Consider the following 18392-nt stretch of genomic DNA (forward strand, 5'->3'; position numbering starts at 1 on the left):
CCTGATATAAGGCTGTTTATTGCAGTTCTCAGGGGTCTGAGCTTGATTGGTTTGCTACTGAAAAAATGGATGCTGCTTGTGTTGGGAGTGGTGCTCTCCGGCACACTGCTGGCTGAAGATACCTTTATGCTCTCCCGGGAAGAAGAGCGCTGGCTGGAACAACATCCTGATATCCGCTTTGCCCCGGCACCCTATTATCCACCTGTTGAATTCTTCGATGAAAATGATATTTACCGGGGAATCACCGCAGACTTTCTGAAGATAATGTCAGAACGTCAGGGGCTGGATATGAATGTTATTCAGTATACCAACTGGGACAAGGTGGTTGAGGCTGCCAAAAATCGGGATGTGGACGTCTGGGGGGCGGCGGCAATCACGCCGGAGCGCCAGGAATACATGAGCTTCACCCGGCCTTATATCCGCTTACCCGCTGTTATTGTGGTCCGTAAGGATCTCGACGGGCCGCTGAATATGCGTGATCTGGATGGTCATAAGGTTGTCCTGATCAAGGGCTATGCATCCAGTGAATATGTGAAAGAAAATTACCCGAATCTTGATGTGCTGGAAGTGCCTGATCTGGAAACGGGCCTGCGTATGGTGTCTTACGGTCTGTCGGATGCCATCATTGCCACTAATGCGGCGGCACTTTTTTATATTGAGCGTGATGGTCTGACGAATCTCCGGGTTGCCGGTGAGTCCGGTTTCGCCTGGCAGCTGCGTTTTGCGGTGCGAAATGACTGGCCGGAGCTGGTGTCTATCATCCAGAAAGGGCTGGACAGTATCAGCGATGATGAGCTGCGCACGATTTTCCGCCGCTGGATAAACCTGGGATATGAAGGAGAAATACTGACGCCTCAACTGTTGCTGCAGATTGCCGGTGGCATTTTTGTGTTGCTGGCGATCATGGTGTTTGTCTGGAACCGAATGTTGCGGCATCAGGTCCGTGAACGTACTCAGGCGCTGAATAAAGAGCTGGAAGAACGTAAGGCACTGGAGAGTAAGCTGCGGCGTCTGGCGACCACCGATGAGCTGACCGGCATTATGAATCGACGCCATCTGTTTGACTGCCTGCGCCAGGAATTACGCCGTGCTGAACGTTATGACACTTCGCTGGCGCTGCTGATGTTTGATGTGGACCACTTTAAACAGATCAATGATACCTATGGTCACGCCGCCGGTGATCAGGTACTGAAAGCGGTGGTGGGAATCTGTCAGCAGGTATTGCGGGAAAACGATCTGTTTGGCCGGATTGGCGGTGAAGAATTTGTTGTGGCGCTGCTGGAAACCGACCCGCAAACCACTATGAATGTGGCAAACCGGATTTGCCAGTCCATTGCCAGCACACCGATTGCGCTGAGTAATGGCGAGTATTTAACATCGACCATCAGTATCGGTGTGGTGCATTCCAGCCAGGATAAAAACCTGGAAGTATTGCTCAGTTACAGCGACCGGGCTATGTACAGTGCCAAGCAAAAAGGCCGTAACCGGGTTGAAGCATTTGACTCGCTGGAGTCGCCGCCGATTGTTTTATGAGCGCATAGAGAATAGATTTTCATAAATCTATCCGACTAAGTTGTGAGGCCTGTCAGGCGTAATGTGTGTATAATCGGCGCACTTATAATTATGACAGGGAAATACCTGATCCTTTACCGGCTGCTTCGGAGCCGGCGATCAGATGTTTACCCGGTTAAACCCGAGCCTGATAGCGGAGCCAACTATGAGCGTTATTCGCCAAGACGATTTTATCAGCAGTATTGCTGATGCCCTGCAGTTTATCTCTTATTACCATCCGATTGATTTTGTTCAGGGCGTTCACGGCGCTTACCAGAAAGAACAGAATCCGGCGGCCAAAGACGCCATGGCTCAGATTCTGATTAACTCACGTATGTGTGCTGAAGGTCGCCGGCCGATCTGTCAGGACACCGGTATTGTGACCGTATTCCTGAAAGTGGGTATGAATGTTCGCTGGGATGCCACCATGAGTGTCACAGACATGGTGAATGAAGGTGTTCGCCGTGCATATATGCACCCGGACAACGTCCTGCGGGCTTCAATTCTGGCTGATCCGGCCGGTGCCCGGAAAAATACCAAAGATAATACCCCGGCAGTGATTCACTACGAAATTGTTGAAGGGGATGAAGTGGATGTTCAGGTGGCAGCTAAAGGCGGCGGCTCTGAAAACAAATCCAAGATGGTAATGCTGAACCCGTCTGACAGCATTGTTGACTGGGTTGTTAAAACTGTACCGACCATGGGCGCTGGCTGGTGTCCGCCGGGCATGCTGGGTCTGGGCATTGGTGGTACTGCTGAGAAAGCAGCAGTGCTGGCAAAAGAATCCCTGATGGACCCGATCGATATTCATGAAATCCGTGAGCGTGGTCCGCAAAACCGTGTTGAAGAACTGCGTCTGGAAATTATGGATGCGGTAAACGCATTGGGCATTGGTGCACAGGGCCTGGGTGGTCTGACAACTGTACTGGATGTGAAGATCAAGGATTATCCTACTCACGCGGCTTCGCTACCGGTTTGCATGATCCCTAACTGTGCAGCAACCCGTCACGCACACTTCACCCTCAACGGTGAAGGCCCTGCGGTTCTGACGCCGCCGAGCCTGGATGAGTGGCCGGAAATTACTTTTGAAGTGGGTGAGTCTACCCGTCGGGTGAACCTGGATACGGTTACTCCTGAAGAAGTTCAGAGCTGGCAGCCAGGTGAGACTGTCCTGCTGAACGGTAAGATGCTGACCGGCCGTGATGCGGCTCACAAGAAAATGGTTGAGATGCTGAACAACGGTGAAGAGCTGCCGGTTGATCTTAAAGGCCGCTTTATTTACTACGTGGGTCCGGTTGATCCGGTCCGTGACGAAGTAGTGGGGCCTGCCGGTCCGACAACAGCGACCCGGATGGACAAGTTTACCCGTCAGGTGATTGAGAGCACCGGTCTGCTGGGCATGATTGGTAAGTCTGAACGTGGCCCTGTGGCCATTGATGCGATCCGTGATAACAAAGCTGTATATCTGATGGCAGTTGGCGGTGCGGCGTATCTGGTATCCAAAGCGATTACCAATGCTGAAGTACTGGCTTTCCCTGAAATGGGCATGGAAGCGATCTACGAGTTTGAAGTGAAAGACATGCCGGTAACGGTTGCTGTAGATAGCAGCGGTGAGTCTGTACACACCACTGGCCCAGCCAAGTGGAAGCAGATCATTGCTGAACAGGTGTAAGACTGCCTGTTACTGAAAAAAGCCCGTATTTGCGGGCTTTTTTGTGGATGTTTTCTACCGGCTTATTTCAGCAGGAAGCCTTTTTTCTGCAGAAAATCCAGCATGTGCGGACGGGCTTCTTTACCCAGCATGCCTGACATCTGGCCGCTCCAGGTCATATCTTTGGTGCCGCCGGTGCGGGTCTGATAGTACTCGCGTACAGCCTGATCATATTCACTGATGATGCCACCGTCATCCTGATCCTGATAGCTGTCCTGTTTAAGCACAACGGAGACCGGCAGGCGTGGTTTTACTTCCGGGTTCTGATCCGGATAGCCGATGCATAACCCGAATACCGGGTAGACCAGCTCCGGCAGATTCAGCAGTTCACTGACAGCGGCAATGTTGTTTCGGATACCACCAATATACACACAGCCCAGCCCCAGAGACTCCGCAGCAACGGTCAGATTCTGGCTGAACAGGGCTACATCGGCGGTTGCGGTAATAAACTGTTCGGTAAAGCCTGACTGCATCGGCGCATCATTGAGATCACAGGCCAGTTGTAAGCGGCGCATATCGGCACAGCACACCATAAACACTGGCGCCTCTGCCACATAGGCCTGATTACCCGCGTATTCGGCCAGTAAGCGGCGGTTATCGGTATTGTTCACCTGAATAAGGGTGCAGGCCTGGATAAAGCTTGAGGTGGCCGCTGCCTGACCGGCTTCAACCAGTGTTTCCAGCATGGCTTGTGGTACCGGCTCTGCGGTGAATTTGCGGATAGAACGGTGGCTTTTCAATAACTCGATCGTGCTGTTCATAGTGATGTTATCCATTTCCGTTTGAATAGGTATGGCGGAACGTTAAATTAATACGGGGGCCGATTTTACGGGCGGTTTTTGGCACGCTGTGCTGCCAGTAGTGTTGTAACTGGCCGGACATAATCAGCAGGCTGCCGCCGGTCAGGGGAATCTCTATACTGGCTTTCTTACTGCCTTTGGGACGCAGCAGAAAGCGTCTTTCCTGGCCCAGGCTGACGGATGCAATGGTTGGATTGCGCCGTAACTCGGGTTCGTCATCGCTATGCCAGCCCATGCTGTCCTGTCCGTCCCGGTAAAGATTGGCCAGAACGGTATTAAAACTGCACTGGCTGGCCGTTTCTGTCTGTGCTTTGAGGCTAAGCAGTTCCGGCAACCAGGGACGGGCTTTCATCAGCAGATTTGAGTAGGTGTATTCAATGCCGGCATCTCCCAGGAAGCTTTGCAGGCGTGGAATCGATACCATCCGGCCAAACAGTTTTAGCTGATCCTGTTGCCAGCTGAGCTGCTGCTCAAGCAGGCTGAACAGCGCCTGTTGTTCAGCCGGCTGAATGAAATCTTCAATCAGGATAAGGGACCCGTGATTGACGGGAATACTCTGGCGGTTGATAGTTTTTTCCTAAAATGGCCATTTAATAAAAATAGTGTACGACGTCGCCGCGACCAAAACTAGCGACTATAGTGAATGTAAGGGAGCCGGCGAACAAGTCAGAAGTGCAGGTTTCCGGGAGCAGATTCCTGCTTTTAACGGGTTCTGGATTGGAGGTGTATGATGCTGAGATCCGTACAGGCCAGCGACTACATGGCAACAAAGCTGGTTACCTTTCGCCTCAATGATGATCTTTTCTATGCAATCGGTATGCTGCTGGAGCACAAAATAAGTGGTGCGCCGGTAGTGGACGATGATGGTCAACTGGTGGGGATGTTGTCAGAACAGGATTGCCTTAAAGCCATTTTAACGCTCACCTATCATGAAGAGGAAATGGGCGGCAAGGTCGCTGAATGCATGACGACAGAAGTGCATACCATCAGTTATGATGCCGACATTGTGCATGTCGCAGAAAAGATTATAAATCTTCACTGCAGGCGGCTTCCGGTGGTGAAAGATGGTAAACTGATTGGCCAGATCAGTCGCAGAGATGTACTGAAAGCTGTTGAGCGTTTTGCCCGCGACGGCTGAGCGCGAATAATAAGCCGGCCGGCGCCGCAGCGGTGCCGGTCAGACGCAGCATAATTTTAGGGGATGCTGGGTAACCGGTATGGCAGTTATCTGCATGGCACATAAACCATGCGGCTGACGGTGATATGCCGGAAAGGATCTGCAGTCCGCAGAAAAGCAAAGTTTTGATTCAGGTTGAATGTTGATATGGGCTTCCGCTTACCGGAAAAACCAGTTCTGTTTTATCCCTCACTGGCACGTCAGATCGGTACTGACGAAGCCTTGCTGTACGCTATCTACGCAGATCGGCTTGAAGCCCGCGGAGAGCAGGACAGTCACGGCAATCTGAGTTTATGTCTCGACAGAAATGATTGGTTACGGCTGGCAGATTTCTGGAATGAAACCCGATTGGCAAATGTAACTCGCAGCCTTGTGAACCACGGGTACATTCAGGCAACCTCAGGCGACGCACGAATTACTCTGACGCTGTTACCTCAGCTGCCGGATTCTGTTTGTGAGGAATTACCCATTGTTGAACCTCTGACAGAAGCTCGTGAAGAACCGGTTGTACCGGTACTGGATGTTCGTGAGCCGGTCTCGGAACCGATAGCTGAACCGGTTGCAGAAGAAGAGCCGCCGGTGCTCTATCAGCAGGCAGATGCTGAATATATGCCGCAGTTTGCAGACGATCCGTATTACGCAACACCATCAGCACCGCCCGTGACGGTACAAAAGTTACCGGTGATGGAACAGCCCCCCAGCCGGGATGATCTGCGTCAGCTGCGTCAGCATCAGGAAGTTCAGCCGCAGAATCGCGGACCTGCGCCAACCTTTGGCGGCAGCATTGGTTGGTCAAAAAGCCGTCCTCAACCGGGTGCTGGTAATCTGTTTGCCACCCAGTTGGATGAACTGGAACAGAAGAATAAAAAACTGCATTCTATTTTTCTTGGCTGGCGGCCGTCACAGATCTTATTTGATACGTTACCCCGGCACAGCATTCCGGCGGATTTTGCTGAGCAACTGATTGACGAGTTTGTCCTTTACTGGCTTGATAAAGACCGTAAAGAGACCAACTGGGATCAGAAGTTTCTTGCCTGGGTAAAACGTGAATGGGTACAGAAGCAAACACGTGAAGCCCGTGAACAGCGATATAAGCAGGATGATTCATCCGGCGGCGTACAGCAGGGCCGGCCGGATGCACGTCAGAAACGTCAGCGGGTGACGGCTGCTATTATGGATATTAAGGACACTGACTGGTAATTGGTCAGTGACCTGAAGAGGTAAACAGATTGAAGACTCCCGGACAGATTCTTTCCACCCGACAGGGTGAATTACCGCCACAGCGGGTTGATCCTTACCATGACCGGCGTCCGGTTAAAGAGGATGCTCAGTCACGTCCGGAAACCGCGACCATTACCACCGAAACCAAAACCATGGTGAATATGATATTCGCCCGGTTTATGGCGATCTATGGGCATAAGTTCAAAAGCTGTTTTGAAACCCAGGATGAAATCCGCATTGCCAAACGGGAATGGGCACTGAGCCTGCAGTATTATTCCGAAGCGGAGCTGGTGCGGGCCATTGACCGCTGTAAAGAAACTCTGGCCTGGATGCCGACTGTCTCTGAGTTTTTAGCCATCCTGCATGACATGGGCGGCGATTATGGGCTACCGCCTTCCCGTCAGGCCTATTACGAAGCCTGCCGTTTTGCAGACCGTCCAAGTCAGCGGCAGTGGAGCCATCCGGCGGTGTACCATGCCGGGAAAGCAACCGAATGGTTCCGTTTACGCAGCGAAGATGAAGCCCGGATGTTTCCGGAGTTTGATTACAATTATCAGATTATCTGCCGCCGGGTCCGTGCCGGTGAACAGCTGGATGAAGCGGTGCCCGTGGCACTGGAAAACAAGTCGGATAATACCCTCTTTGCCTTTATTAAAAGCTGGGGCGAAGCACAGGGCATCACGCCTGAGCAGGCGACAACCTTACTGTTTTATATGACTAAACCGGCAGGCAGTGCCATTCGTCAGCGGTTCAAGAAAATCAGTGAAGACCGTGCCCGGCAGTGGGGCCTGAACCTGCAACTGCCGGATAATTATCAGTAATCAGATTCTGACAAATTGTTATGAAGGTACGCCATCAGAGGTGATGGCGTGTTTTTAGTCTTTCCGGATAAATCTTACTTAAACGACTCACCAAACAGGCCACCGATGGCTTTCACCAGGGCTTCGCTGCGGGGTTCAGAGCGGAAGGCTTGCAGGGAAAGGGCACGCAGGGTGGGAATAAACATCAGGTCGGCCATGACCCGGTTGAAGCAGGCCTGACCGGCGTTGTTGACTGCCAGTGTTTCCAGGAAAGGCGTTAACAGTTCCGGATGCTGTAAGGTCATCCAGCAGCGGCTGGCAACAGCAGCGATGACTTCCGGATCTTTCGCGACCGGGCTGTTCACCACTTCTGTGAGAATCTTAACCTTGGTGGCTTCGTCTTTGCTGTTAGACAATCCTCGTACCAGTGCACCGATGAGATTAGGGCTGCTTTCCTGATCATTAAGAGCGGTATGCAGGCGCTGGCTGATCGCGGTGGTCAGGGCGGCATCTGGCTCAGCATGTTCCAGCAGACTGCTGATTGCTTCCAGCGGTGTGGCAGGTAAGGTTGTCAGTTGTTTCGTCAGGGCTGCTGCGTTATCTCCCTGATCCAGACGGACGACGAAGTCTGCAATGCCCTGAAATCCCAGCCCATCCCATTTTTCCGGGTCTGCCTGACCGGTGAAATAGGCCTGTGCATGTTCGTAGTACGAAGAGGCTGGCTGGCGGGTTTTCAGGGTTGCTTTCGCATGAAAGGCGGCCATCTTTTCCTGTTCAGGTTTGAATGAGAACGGGTTGTCTTTGAGAGCATCCCGGAAGCCTTCAGTGTTTTCAGATGCATCCATCACCCCCTGATTGTTCATCAGGTTTTCCAGCAGGCGGGCCAGAAAGTCGTCCCGGGCGGCCTGAACCAGATAACCCTGTTCATCCAGCGGCAGCTTTAAAAACCAGACAACGTTCTGATCCTGCTGTTTTGGGTTCCATAGCAGCACACCGATCCACGCTTGATGTAAGAATGGCAGGGGATAAGGAATGTGTCCGTTTTCAACTTTCTGAAAGGTGTCTGCAGAGAGTTTGCTGACCCGACGGCCCATATCAAAGATACGAAACTGGCCATCGGTCTGGCGGATAAAATCGGTCAGGGTTTCAAAACGTCGCATGGGGCAGAATGATTCCGGTGTTGTAGGTGATCTGCATACATGGCTAGTGCCAAGAAGGAGGGCTATTTTATCAGGTCTGGGAGGGATATACAGCTGTGCGGAAACCCCTGCGGAATGCTGCGACGAAATGTGTAATTCCGGTAGGGTATCAGTATTAGGCTTTAGTCGTATACGTATTGATTTATAAAGGTTTTAAGCACACTTTGGCAGGTTATAGGGCGTAATATGCAGCTCTGTATTCCGGGGCGCAGTTGTCTGGTCAGGGGAAATTGCTCATCAGTTGATTAAACGCAATAAATGGCTGGAAAACACCTCAGCTGATACTGAGTGCAGAGAGGCAGTTACGTACAATATATTTAACGGATAACAACTATTAATCAGAGGGAGCGGCGTAAATTTGAATAGCGCTTTTCTTGCGTTGGGGCGGTCGATGCTGGGCAGTCTGAGGGATCTGTTACCAATTGTATTGGTTATCGGATTTTTTCAGATCGCTGTATTGCAACAACCGTTACCGGACTTTGTTGGGGTGATGACTGGGCTGCTGTGTGTGGTTGCCGGTTTAACATTTTTTATCTACGGGCTGGAGATGGGGCTGTTTCCCATTGGGGAGACCCTGGCTAATGCGTTCGCACGTAAGGGCAGCGTATTCTGGTTGCTTACCTTTGCGTTTGCGCTGGGGTTTGGTACTACGGTGGCGGAACCGGCACTGATTGCTGTTTCTGCTGAAGCGGCCAAGGTGGCCGCAGAAGGAGGCATGATCCTGGCCAGTGATGAAGCCATGGCCAGCTACGCATCTGGTTTGCGGTATACCGTGGCATTTTCGGTGGGTCTGGCCATTGTGTTAGGGGTTCTGCGCATTCTCAAAGGCTGGCCAATTCACTATATGATCGCCATGGGCTATGTGCTGGTGGTGATTATGACGGCGTTTGCGCCGCGGGAGATCATCGGTATTGCCTATGATTCCGGGGGGGTAACGACTTCGACTATAACAGTACCACTGGTGACTGCACTGGGTGTGGGGCTGGCTTCGTCGATTGAAGGCCGTAATCCGATGATTGACGGCTTTGGTCTGATCGCCTTTGCGTCACTGACACCGATGATTTTTGTAATGGCATACGGGATGGTGATCTGATGGAGCTGTTAGAACAACTGTTCAGTATTCTGTTTACGACGATCAAGGATGTCATACCGATTGCGGCAATCATTTTTGGTTTTCAGATTTTCGTTATTCGCCGGCCAATTCCTAATCTGAAGCGGGTTCTGTTCGGGTTTGCTTATGTGATTGTTGGGTTGGCGCTGTTCCTGCTGGGGCTGGAGAAAGCTCTGTTCCCAATAGGGCGGCTGATGGCAGAGCAGCTGACTGATCCTCTGTTCCTCAGTGGCGGAGAGGCGGTTGCCGGCAGTCTGACTTGGGAAGATTACTATTGGGTTTATATTTTCGCTTTTGCCATTGGTGCCAGCACGACGATTGCGGAGCCTTCGCTCATTGCTGTTGCTATTAAGGCTAATGAAGTATCAGGCGGGGCAATCGGTATCTGGGGGCTGCGTCTGGCGGTGGCGCTAGGGGTTGCTGTGGGTATCAGTCTGGGCACCTGGCGTATCGTCACCGGGTATCCGATTCACTGGTTCATCATCACCGGTTACATTTTTGTAGTCATTCAGACCTTCTTTGCGCCTAAGCTGATTGTACCGCTGGCCTATGATTCTGGCGGGGTAACCACCTCCACCGTAACCGTACCGCTGGTGGCTGCACTGGGGCTGGGGCTGGCCAGTACTGTGCCGGGGCGCAGTCCGTTAATTGACGGCTTTGGCCTGATCGCATTTGCCAGTCTGTTTCCGATGATAACAGTTATGGGTTATGCCCAGATTACCGGTTGGCTGGCGGCCCGAAGTGCGCGTCAGCAACAGGCAGAATAAAAGGATAGGAAGGATTTATGCATTTTAAATTGCTGGTGGTTTTCGTTGAGGATGCACAAACCGATCAGGTTATGAAGGCCGCCCGTGATGCCGGCGCAACCGGTGCCACGGTGATCAATAATGCCCGCGGTGAAGGGGTTAATAAGACCAAGACGTTCTTCGGTCTTAACCTGGAAACCCAGCGGGATGTGCTGCTGTTTATAGTGGAAGAACATCTGAGCCGTAAAATTCTGGAGACCATTTCCGAGGTGGCCGGTTTTGAAAGTGCACCGGGGAAGGGTATTGCGATTCAGCTGGATGTGGAAGATGCGGTGGGGGTTGCCCACCAGATTGAAACCCTGACTAATGTGGTTGAGGAAGAGTTATGAGCGAGCGTAAGCTGGTACGTGTTAAGGATGTCATGGTTCAGGACTATGCGATTGTGGATGGCCTGATGACAGTTAAGGAAGCGATTGCCATCTATAAGCAGCGTAATGTGGCAGCGTTGCTGGTTGATAAACGTAATGACGATGACGAGTACGGTATTTTACTGTTGTCGGATATTGCCAAGCAGGTACTGGCAAAAGACCGTGCCCCGGAGCGGGTGAACATTTACGAAATTATGACCAAGCCGGTGATCGGGGTAGAGCCTGAAATGGACATTCGTTACAGCGCCCGGTTGTTCGATAACTTTGGCCTGTCGATTGCCCCGGTGATTGCCGGCGGTGAAGTAAAAGGGGTGGTCAGTTACAACGAGATTGTTCTGGCTGGCATTGCCGACTGAGCGATTGAGTTGAGATAAATCAGGCTCTCAGTGGGTACCATTGAGAGTCTGGTCCAGACGGTGAAACAGTGCAATCAGCTGTTCGCCGTCAATGCCTTCCTGTTGAACGACGGTTTCTGTCATCGGGGCGATATTGCAGTTTCCCGGTAACGGGGCTTGCTGCTCAATCAGTGCCTCAAAGCGTGGCAGCATTATCCACTGCGTCCACTCAAAGAAACTCAGGGTATCTACTGCAAAAGGTTGCTGGCTGGCCAGCGCTTCTGCGGAAGGAGGCTGGCTTTGCCAGCGGTTGAGGTGCTGCAGTTCTGTGCGGATATCGCTCAGAACTGCAGCCAGTTGCTTATGCCTGGATAAGTGCTGTGACATTAACGGCCACGGGCCTGTTTCAGTGTATCGGCAATCAGGAACGCCAGTTCCAGTGCCTGGTCAGCATTCAGACGCGGATCACAGTGGGTGTGGTAGCGGTCGCCCAGACCTTCTTCTGTGATCTGGTAAGCACCACCGATACACTCAGTAACGTTCTGACCGGTCATTTCAAAGTGAACACCGCCGGCATAGGTACCTTCAGCACGGTGTACTTCAAAGAAGCCTTTCATTTCCTTCAGAATGCTCTCAACGCTGCGGGTCTTGTAACCGCTGCTGGCCTTGATGGTGTTGCCGTGCATCGGGTCAGAGCTCCACACCACGTTGCGGCCTTCTTCCTTCACCTTGCGAACCAGTGGTGGCAGCATTTCGGTAATGTTATCGGCCCCCATCCGGCTGATCAGAGTCAGGCGGCCCGGCAGGTTCTGCGGGTTCAGGGTATCGATGATTTCAATCAGCTCGTCCGGCTTCATGGTCGGGCCGACTTTCATACCGATCGGGTTTTCAACACCGCGCAGGAATTCAACATGAGCACCGTCCAGCTGACGGGTACGGTCACCGATCCACAGCATGTGTGCAGAACAGTTGTACCAGTGCTCAGTGATGCTGTCGCGACGGGTCAGGGCCTGTTCGTAGTTCAGCAGCAGGGCTTCGTGGGAAGTAAACAGCTGGGTTTCTTTCAGTTGCGGCACGTTAGTGCTGCGGATGCCACAGGCTTCCATGAAGGCCAGCGCATCATCAATCTGTTTCGCCAGGTGCTGATACTTTTCACCCTGCGGGCTCTTGGCGACGAAACCACGGTTCCACTGGTGAACTTTATGCAGGTCGGCAAAACCGCCCTGAGCAAAAGCACGCAGCAGGTTAAGGGTTGATGTTGCCTGATTATAGGCGTGGATCAGACGCTCCGGGTCCGGCGTACGGGCTTCCGCGGTGAATTCAATATCGTTGATGATATCGCCGCGGTAGCTCGGCAGCTCTACACCGTCGATGGTTTCGGTACCGGCGGAGCGGGGTTTTGCGTACTGTCCGGCAATGCGGGCAACCTTAACCACCGGGCAGCTACCGGCGAAGGTCATCACCACGGCCATTTGCATCATCGCCTGAAACGTATCGCGGATGTTGGTGGCATTAAACTCGGCAAAACTTTCGGCACAGTCGCCGCCCTGCAGCAGAAAAGCACGACCGGCAGAAACTTCCGCCAGTTGCTGATGTAAGGATCGAACTTCACCGGCAAATACCAGTGGTGGAAGTTCGGCCAGTTTCTGTTCTACACGTTTCAGTGCGGCAGTATCCTGGTATTCCGGCTGTTGCAGAATAGGCATGGATTGCCAGCTATCAGGGGTCCAGTTTTGCATTGTTTAACTCGATATGGCCATAAGTATATGAATAACGCTAAGGATCCATAGTGTAGCTGTCCTGAGGCTAACAAGTAAGGGGCCTGTGGGGATTTATTTGCGTTCGCAACTGATATTAGGACCGGTTTCTCCGGTGTAACACGCAGAACTGATTTACAGCATGGTTAGACGGGCGCTTATCACGTAAAATCCCTGCTTAATTTGTTTTAAGTTGTGGAGCCCTGCTGTGTTCGATTTACCGAAAATCAGTTTGAAAGGAAAAGTCTCAGAAGAAGAGTGGCAGTTACGGGTGGACCTGGCGGCCTGCTATCGTTTGGTGGCTGATCTGGGCTGGGACGACATTATATATACGCACCTTTCTGCCCGTCTGGCGGGAACAGATCAGTATCTGGTGAATGCGTTTGGTCTGGCGTTTGATGAAGTGACGGCCTCCAATCTGGTTAAAGTTGATCTGGAAGGAAATATTCTGGACGACACGCCTTACGAGATTAATCCGGCCGGCTTCACCATTCACAGTGCTGTGCATGCGGTCCGTGAAGATGCCCATTGTGTTATGCATCTGCACACGCCGGCAACCATTGCTGTTGCGACGCAGAAAGAAGGTTTGCTGCCGTACAGCCAGTATTCTATGTTCTCCCTGTCATCACTGTCGTATCACGGTTACGAAGGTCTGGCGGTGAATGAAGATGAGAAAGCTCGTTTGCAGAAGGATCTTGGGGATACCAACCACATGCTGCTGGTGAACCACGGTGGCCTGACCCTTGGCCCGACGGTGGGTGACGCCTTTATGCGTATGTTTGATCTGCAGCGTGCCTGTGAAATTCAGCTGATGTTGCAGGCCAGTGGCCAGGAGGCGGTGAAAGTACCGCAACCGATACTGGATAATATTTATAAGCAGGCGAAAATTGTTAATACCGGTACCACCGGTGGCCAGAAGATCTGGCCGGCGATGCTGCGCAAAGCCTATAAGCTTGATCCGGGCTTCATGGAATAAAACCCCACGTTTAAATGTCTGTGCTGTTTTAGATTATAAAAGCTGTGTATGTATTCAACGCAGCATTAAGAAATACGGAGATACATATGAAAGTTACTTCGGTTGAAGTATTCGATATTCACTGCCCTGAACGTCCGCCATGGAATCCGGTGTTTGTCCGTATTCATACGGATGAAGGAATTAACGGTGTGGGTGAAGCGGGGCTGGCCTATGACCTTGGCCACAGTGCTGCGGCGCATATGATTAAGGAAATGGCCGAGGCATTCCTGATTGGCCACGATCCGTTCCAGACAGAAAAACTCTGGTCACGGATGCTGCGTGAGTCCTTCTGGGGCCTGGGTGGCGGACCGGTTGTTTACGCGGCAATGAGTGCAATTGACACTGCCCTGTGGGACATCAAGGGTAAGGCACTTGGCCTGCCAGTATACCAGCTGCTGGGCGGTAAGGTGAATGACAAACTGCGCACCTATGCATCTCAGTTACAGTTTGACTGGGACAGTGAGTTTAAAGCCCTGTCACAGCCAGAGCAGTATGCGGAAGCTGCTCTGAAGGCGATGGCCGAAGGCTACGATGCCGTGAAGGTCGATCCGATCATGTACGATAAGGACGGCAACACTTACTACGAGCGCACTAAGATTATCTCCAAGGCGGAGATGAAACTTTACCGTGCCCGTATGGAAGCGATCCGCAATGCCGTGGGCGATGAAGTGGATATCATCTTCGAATGCCACTCACTGCCGGGTGCGACTACTGCTATCCAACTGGGTGAAATTGCTGAAGAATTCGGCTGCATGTATTACGAAGAGCCGGTGAACTACCTGAACCATTCACTGCATGCCAAGGTTGCAGATAAAGTGGCTGTGCCAATTGCCGGCGGTGAGCGTCTGTACAACCGCTGGCAGGTTCGTCCGTATCTGGAAGACCAGAGCGTAGACGTGCTGCAGCCGGATATCGGTCTGTGCGGCGGTTTTACTGAAACCAAGAAAGTATGTGATTACGCCGATATCTTTGATGTGCGGATTCAGGCGCACGTATGCGGTGGCCCGGTGGCAACAGCGGCATCACTGCATCTGGAAACGGCCATTCCGAACTTCCTGATTCATGAGCATCATACTTATGCGATCAAGTCATGGAACCGCGAACTGTGTATTCAGGATCCGCAGCCAGTGAACGGTTTCTTTGAGGTATCAGAAGCGCCGGGTATCGGTATCGAGCTGAATGATGAAGTGGTGATGCGTTCACCGCGGATCGAGATCAAATAAGCTGATCTGAAAACAAAAAACCGGGGCATGCCCCGGTTTTTTTATAATTGCCACTATCCAGTGTCAGATTGTCGGTTCTGAAGAACCGGTTGCTTCAGCCTTAGCGACTTTTGCCCGCAGGTGGTCACGGATCAGTGCTTTGATCAGTGATGCAGCCATTAACGCCATAATGACTGAGAACGGTACCGCAGCGACAATCATGGCGGACTTAATTGCCCCCAGACCGCCGGCAACCATGAGTACGGCAATAACGGCAGTAAACATCGCGCCCCAGATAATGATGTGAGTCTTACCTTTGTTAGGAATCACGCCAACAGAGTTAATGGTGTTTACACACAGAATTGCAGAGTCTGCAGAGGTCACCAGGAAGGTGGTCAGCAGTACCAGAACCAGCAAGGTCATGATCGGATAAACTGACTCAGAAACCATCAGTTTCAGGGTCATGAACAGCTGTGCTTCCTGACCTGCACCGCTGATTGCACCGGCAGCGGCACCATTCAGCTCCAGATCAATCGCAGTACCGCCCAGGAAAGCGAACCAGATGAAAGATACCAGTGTCGGCACAATCATCGCACCCAGGATGAATTCACGGACAGTACGGCCTTTGGAAATCCGGGCCAGGAACAGGCCGACGAAAGGAGCAAAGGCAATCCACCATGCCCAGATGAACACGGTCCACCAGCCAGACTGCCAGGAGTACAGGCTCTTGGCCGGATCAGTATCACCCGGTGCCCAGTAGTTAAACAGTTGCTGTGGTACAAATGCCAGATACTCCAGCATGCCGTTGAACAGAGCATCCAGTGCAAACGCTGTTGCGCCGAAGATCAGGAAGAACAGTAACAATGCGCCGGACAGACCCATGTTGAGGTTCGACAGCCACTTAATGCCTTTACCGACACCGGACAGGGCAGACACGATTGACAGCACCATGACAATCATCAGGGCGAACAGCATACCCGCCGTAGACGGAGATTTGTCAGCATTGATCAGCCACTCGAAGCCGAAAACTTCGTAGATGCCTGAGGCATACTGGCTGACACCGAAACCAACGGTAACCGCAACACCCAGTACGGTAGCCAGTACCGCAGCGATATCGACCAGGTGACCCAGAGTACCTTCCAGTGCCCGGCCGAACAGCGGCGTCAGCGCTGAACGGATGGTCAGCGGCAGGCCGCGGTTATAGCTGAAGAATGCCAGGCTGACACCGATGATGGCGTAGCAGCCCCAGGCACTCAGGCCCCAGTGGAAGAATGCCCACTTCATAGACGGCACGACATTGTCGGCACTGTTTGCGGTTGCCTGGCCCAGAATGGTATCCGGGTTATTGGCAAAGTGGTACAGAGGTTCTGCGGTGGCGAAGGTCATCATGCCGATACCGATACCGGCACCGAACATCATAGAAACCCAGGAAAAGTAAGAAAATTCCGGTTTTTCATCCGCCTTGCCCAGTTTGGCATTACCGATGCCCGGCATAATTGCCAGGAACAGACAGGCAACGACAAAGAAGCCCATGACGTAGATATACCAGGCGCCCAGGTTAGCGAAAGACCAGCTCTGCAGAGAGCTGAGCAGACTGCCGGCACCTTCCGGATCCATGGCCGCCCAGATTACCAGCAGGACAACCAGAATCTTGGCGCCCAGGGTGACAAACTGGTTGAAACCAGCATAGAAACCCCCTTCAGAAGTGGGGATGTTAAGGTCAGTTATTGCGTTTTTTATTTTCATAAGTGCGAAAACCTACTGCCCCCGGCAAAATTGCAGGAGGAAGATTCGTGGGTTTGTGGATATGCCGCACCGGCCGGTGCGGCTTCGTTCAGCTTACCTAGCGCATCACAAAAGGATTACTCATGGGTTCGCTTGAAATGTTGATCCAGGTAGTTTTGGTACGGATGTAGTCAAAAATTCCCTGGATACCTGCTTCACGGCCATAGCCCGACTGATTGATGCCACCGAACGGGGCAATCGGGGAAATGGCGCGATAGGTATTCACCCAGCAAATGCCGGACTGAATCTTGCTTGATACCCGGTGCGCCCGCGCCAGGTTCTGGGTGAAAATGCCGGAGCCAAGGCCGTAAATGCTGTCATTGGCCATGGCGATAGCTTCTTCTTCGGTATCGAATACCACCACAGACATCACCGGACCGAACATTTCAGTGGTCAGCGTAGCAATGTCAGTATTCGGGCATTCAACCATGGTTGGCTTGAAATAGTGCTGGGAACCGCAGTCGGCTGCACGCTCACCGCCGAAACGGATGGTTGCACCCTGTTCAACAGATTTAGCCAGCGTACGTTCAATGTTCTCGATCTGAGCCATGGTGCACAGCGGGCCAATATGAGTAGCATCTTCCAACGGGTTACCGATAACGATATGGCCGGCTTTTTCAGCTACTTTGGCAACCACTTCGTCGTATACCGAGCGCTGAATAAAGGCACGGGAACCGGCAACACAAGACTGACCGGAAGCACCGAAGTTACCGGCGATCAGACCGTTAGCGGCACTTTCCAGATCGGCATCTTCAAAGACGATGATTGGAGACTTGCCGCCCAGTTCCAGTGACGTAACCGCAAAATTTTCTGCAGTATTACGGATCACGTGCTTGGCTGTTTCCGGGCCGCCGGTAAATGCCAGACGGTCGATATCCGGATGGGATGTCAGCGGAATGGCACAGTTCTGCGCATCACCGGTGATGACGGATACCACGCCGTCCGGGAAGCCCGCTTCTTTAATCAGCTTCGCCAGTTCGAACATTGGCGCAGGGGCCAGTTCAGAGGCTTTCAGAATGACCGTGCAGCCGGCAGCCAGCGCTGGACCAAGCTTGGTGGCAGTAAGGAACATCTGAGCGTTCCACGGTACGACTGCTGCAACTACACCGATCGGTTCCGGCGTGGTGTATACGTGCATATCCGGCTTGTCGATTGGCAGGGTATTGCCTTCAACTTTATCCGCCAGACCCGCGTAATAGCGGTAGTAGTTAGCCACGTAACCGGTCTGCATAACGGTTTCTTTCGCCAGCTTACCGCTGTCGGTGGTTTCAACCGCGCCGATTTTTTCAGCGTTGGCTTCAATCAGGTCTGCCAGTTTATACAGCAGGGCACCGCGGGCGGTGGCATTCAGTTCAGACCATGGCCCTTCGTTAAGGTTACGGCGGGCGGCTTTTACTGTTGCATCCACGTCGGCAGGGGAGGCGCAGGCAAAGCTTGCCCAGTGCTCACCGGTTGCCGGGTTAGTACTGTGCATAACCTGAGCGTCGGAGCCTTCGCGCCACTGGCCGTCAATGAACAGTTGGTAGTGAGGTTGGTTCGTCATGTAAGACTCCT

General features: G+C 52.4%; 18 protein-coding genes. 11 read left to right on the top strand and 7 right to left on the bottom strand.

Going from position 1 to position 18392, the window contains the following annotated elements; genetic code table 11:
* Positions 1-42: 42 nt before the first annotated feature.
* Together JYB63_RS11510 and JYB63_RS11515 are read left to right on the top strand one after the other, a co-directional pair.
* Complete coding sequence (locus JYB63_RS11510; RefSeq protein ID WP_205658001.1) at positions 43-1533, top strand: transporter substrate-binding domain-containing diguanylate cyclase; 1491 nt, start codon at positions 43-45, stop codon at positions 1531-1533.
* A gap of 184 nt (positions 1534-1717) precedes the next feature.
* The gene (locus tag JYB63_RS11515; RefSeq protein ID WP_205658002.1) at positions 1718-3223 is read left to right on the top strand and encodes a fumarate hydratase; all 1506 of its coding nucleotides are present in this window, start codon (positions 1718-1720) and stop codon (positions 3221-3223) included.
* A gap of 62 nt (positions 3224-3285) precedes the next feature.
* On the opposite strand, the gene nfsA is transcribed toward JYB63_RS11515, so the two are convergent.
* On the bottom strand, positions 3286-4023 hold the full coding sequence (gene nfsA, locus JYB63_RS11520; RefSeq protein ID WP_205658003.1) for an oxygen-insensitive NADPH nitroreductase: 738 nt from the start codon (positions 4021-4023) through the stop codon (positions 3286-3288).
* A 7-nt stretch (positions 4024-4030) separates the two neighbouring features.
* A complete protein-coding gene (locus JYB63_RS11525) occupies positions 4031-4630 on the bottom strand; it encodes an alpha-ketoglutarate-dependent dioxygenase AlkB (protein ID WP_205658375.1) in 600 nt (199 codons plus the stop codon).
* Positions 4631-4789: 159 nt separating this feature from the next.
* On the opposite strand from JYB63_RS11525, the gene JYB63_RS11530 reads away from it, so the two are divergent.
* From JYB63_RS11530 to JYB63_RS11540, 3 genes are all read left to right on the top strand, one after another.
* A complete protein-coding gene (locus JYB63_RS11530; protein ID WP_315980670.1) occupies positions 4790-5200 on the top strand; it encodes a CBS domain-containing protein in 411 nt (136 codons plus the stop codon).
* 186 nt (positions 5201-5386) lie between these two features.
* Positions 5387-6439 (top strand): DnaT-like ssDNA-binding domain-containing protein, encoded by a 1053-nt coding sequence (locus JYB63_RS23350; protein ID WP_243431943.1) that lies wholly within the window; start codon positions 5387-5389, stop codon positions 6437-6439.
* Positions 6440-6468: 29 nt separating this feature from the next.
* The gene (locus tag JYB63_RS11540; protein WP_243431944.1) at positions 6469-7281 is read left to right on the top strand and encodes a replication protein P; all 813 of its coding nucleotides are present in this window, start codon (positions 6469-6471) and stop codon (positions 7279-7281) included.
* Positions 7282-7355: 74 nt separating this feature from the next.
* Here the strand turns inward: JYB63_RS11540 and JYB63_RS11545 are convergent, their stop codons facing one another.
* Positions 7356-8420 (bottom strand): DUF3549 family protein, encoded by a 1065-nt coding sequence (locus JYB63_RS11545; RefSeq protein WP_205658004.1) that lies wholly within the window; start codon positions 8418-8420, stop codon positions 7356-7358.
* A gap of 430 nt (positions 8421-8850) precedes the next feature.
* On the opposite strand from JYB63_RS11545, the gene JYB63_RS11550 reads away from it, so the two are divergent.
* The 4 genes from JYB63_RS11550 to JYB63_RS11565 are packed head-to-tail and all read left to right on the top strand — an operon-like array spanning position 8851 to position 11100.
* On the top strand, positions 8851-9552 hold the full coding sequence (locus JYB63_RS11550; protein WP_205658379.1) for a DUF1538 domain-containing protein: 702 nt from the start codon (positions 8851-8853) through the stop codon (positions 9550-9552).
* On the top strand, positions 9552-10337 hold the full coding sequence (locus JYB63_RS11555; protein ID WP_205658005.1) for a DUF1538 domain-containing protein: 786 nt from the start codon (positions 9552-9554) through the stop codon (positions 10335-10337). Before JYB63_RS11550 ends, JYB63_RS11555 begins: the two co-directional genes overlap by 1 nt.
* A gap of 17 nt (positions 10338-10354) precedes the next feature.
* On the top strand, positions 10355-10705 hold the full coding sequence (locus tag JYB63_RS11560) for a P-II family nitrogen regulator (RefSeq protein WP_205658006.1): 351 nt from the start codon (positions 10355-10357) through the stop codon (positions 10703-10705).
* Positions 10702-11100: a CBS domain-containing protein gene (locus tag JYB63_RS11565; protein ID WP_205658007.1), complete on the top strand. Its 399-nt coding sequence runs from the start codon at positions 10702-10704 to the stop codon at positions 11098-11100. The genes JYB63_RS11560 and JYB63_RS11565 overlap by 4 nt, the downstream gene beginning before the upstream one ends.
* A 27-nt stretch (positions 11101-11127) precedes the next feature.
* Here JYB63_RS11565 and JYB63_RS11570 read toward each other — a convergent pair whose 3' ends face one another.
* Both JYB63_RS11570 and JYB63_RS11575 read right to left on the bottom strand, forming a co-directional pair.
* Positions 11128-11466, bottom strand: coding sequence for a YqcC family protein (locus JYB63_RS11570; RefSeq protein WP_205658008.1), 339 nt, complete (start codon positions 11464-11466; stop codon positions 11128-11130).
* Entirely contained in the window at positions 11466-12818 is a 1353-nt protein-coding gene (locus JYB63_RS11575) for a class II 3-deoxy-7-phosphoheptulonate synthase (protein WP_205658009.1), read from the bottom strand. The genes JYB63_RS11570 and JYB63_RS11575 overlap by 1 nt, the downstream gene beginning before the upstream one ends.
* Before the next feature lie 226 nt (positions 12819-13044).
* Here JYB63_RS11575 and JYB63_RS11580 point away from each other — a divergent pair, with 226 nt between their 5' ends.
* Together JYB63_RS11580 and JYB63_RS11585 are read left to right on the top strand one after the other, a co-directional pair.
* Positions 13045-13812: a class II aldolase/adducin family protein gene (locus JYB63_RS11580; protein WP_205658010.1), complete on the top strand. Its 768-nt coding sequence runs from the start codon at positions 13045-13047 to the stop codon at positions 13810-13812.
* Positions 13813-13898: 86 nt separating this feature from the next.
* Positions 13899-15074: a mandelate racemase/muconate lactonizing enzyme family protein gene (locus tag JYB63_RS11585; protein WP_205658011.1), complete on the top strand. Its 1176-nt coding sequence runs from the start codon at positions 13899-13901 to the stop codon at positions 15072-15074.
* 63 nt (positions 15075-15137) lie between these two features.
* Here JYB63_RS11585 and JYB63_RS11590 read toward each other — a convergent pair whose 3' ends face one another.
* A complete protein-coding gene (locus JYB63_RS11590) occupies positions 15138-16799 on the bottom strand; it encodes a BCCT family transporter (RefSeq protein ID WP_205658012.1) in 1662 nt (553 codons plus the stop codon).
* Positions 16800-16896: 97 nt separating this feature from the next.
* Positions 16897-18381, bottom strand: a complete 1485-nt coding sequence (locus tag JYB63_RS11595; RefSeq protein WP_205658013.1) for an aldehyde dehydrogenase — start codon at positions 18379-18381, stop codon at positions 16897-16899.
* Positions 18382-18392: the final 11 nt, after the last annotated feature.

The sequence above is a fragment of the Aliamphritea spongicola genome (genome assembly GCF_017051665.1).
GTDB lineage: Bacteria > Pseudomonadota > Gammaproteobacteria > Pseudomonadales > Balneatricaceae > Amphritea > Amphritea spongicola.

Bases quoted from the DNA above. Each gene is read 5' to 3' on its own strand.
- JYB63_RS11515 (WP_205658002.1), top strand. From the start codon at position 1,718: ATGAGCGTTATTCGCCAAGACGATTTTATCAGCAGTATTGCTGATGCC.
- nfsA (WP_205658003.1), bottom strand. From the start codon at position 4,023: ATGAACAGCACGATCGAGTTATTGAAAAGCCACCGTTCTATCCGCAAA.
- JYB63_RS11530 (WP_315980670.1), top strand. From the start codon at position 4,790: ATGATGCTGAGATCCGTACAGGCCAGCGACTACATGGCAACAAAGCTG.
- JYB63_RS23350 (WP_243431943.1), top strand. From the start codon at position 5,387: ATGGGCTTCCGCTTACCGGAAAAACCAGTTCTGTTTTATCCCTCACTG.
- JYB63_RS11545 (WP_205658004.1), bottom strand. From the start codon at position 8,420: ATGCGACGTTTTGAAACCCTGACCGATTTTATCCGCCAGACCGATGGC.
- JYB63_RS11550 (WP_205658379.1), top strand. From the start codon at position 8,851: ATGCTGGGCAGTCTGAGGGATCTGTTACCAATTGTATTGGTTATCGGA.
- JYB63_RS11555 (WP_205658005.1), top strand. From the start codon at position 9,552: ATGGAGCTGTTAGAACAACTGTTCAGTATTCTGTTTACGACGATCAAG.
- JYB63_RS11560 (WP_205658006.1), top strand. From the start codon at position 10,355: ATGCATTTTAAATTGCTGGTGGTTTTCGTTGAGGATGCACAAACCGAT.
- JYB63_RS11565 (WP_205658007.1), top strand. From the start codon at position 10,702: ATGAGCGAGCGTAAGCTGGTACGTGTTAAGGATGTCATGGTTCAGGAC.
- JYB63_RS11570 (WP_205658008.1), bottom strand. From the start codon at position 11,466: ATGTCACAGCACTTATCCAGGCATAAGCAACTGGCTGCAGTTCTGAGC.
- JYB63_RS11575 (WP_205658009.1), bottom strand. From the start codon at position 12,818: ATGCAAAACTGGACCCCTGATAGCTGGCAATCCATGCCTATTCTGCAA.
- JYB63_RS11585 (WP_205658011.1), top strand. From the start codon at position 13,899: ATGAAAGTTACTTCGGTTGAAGTATTCGATATTCACTGCCCTGAACGT.
- JYB63_RS11590 (WP_205658012.1), bottom strand. From the start codon at position 16,799: ATGAAAATAAAAAACGCAATAACTGACCTTAACATCCCCACTTCTGAA.
- JYB63_RS11595 (WP_205658013.1), bottom strand. From the start codon at position 18,381: ATGACGAACCAACCTCACTACCAACTGTTCATTGACGGCCAGTGGCGC.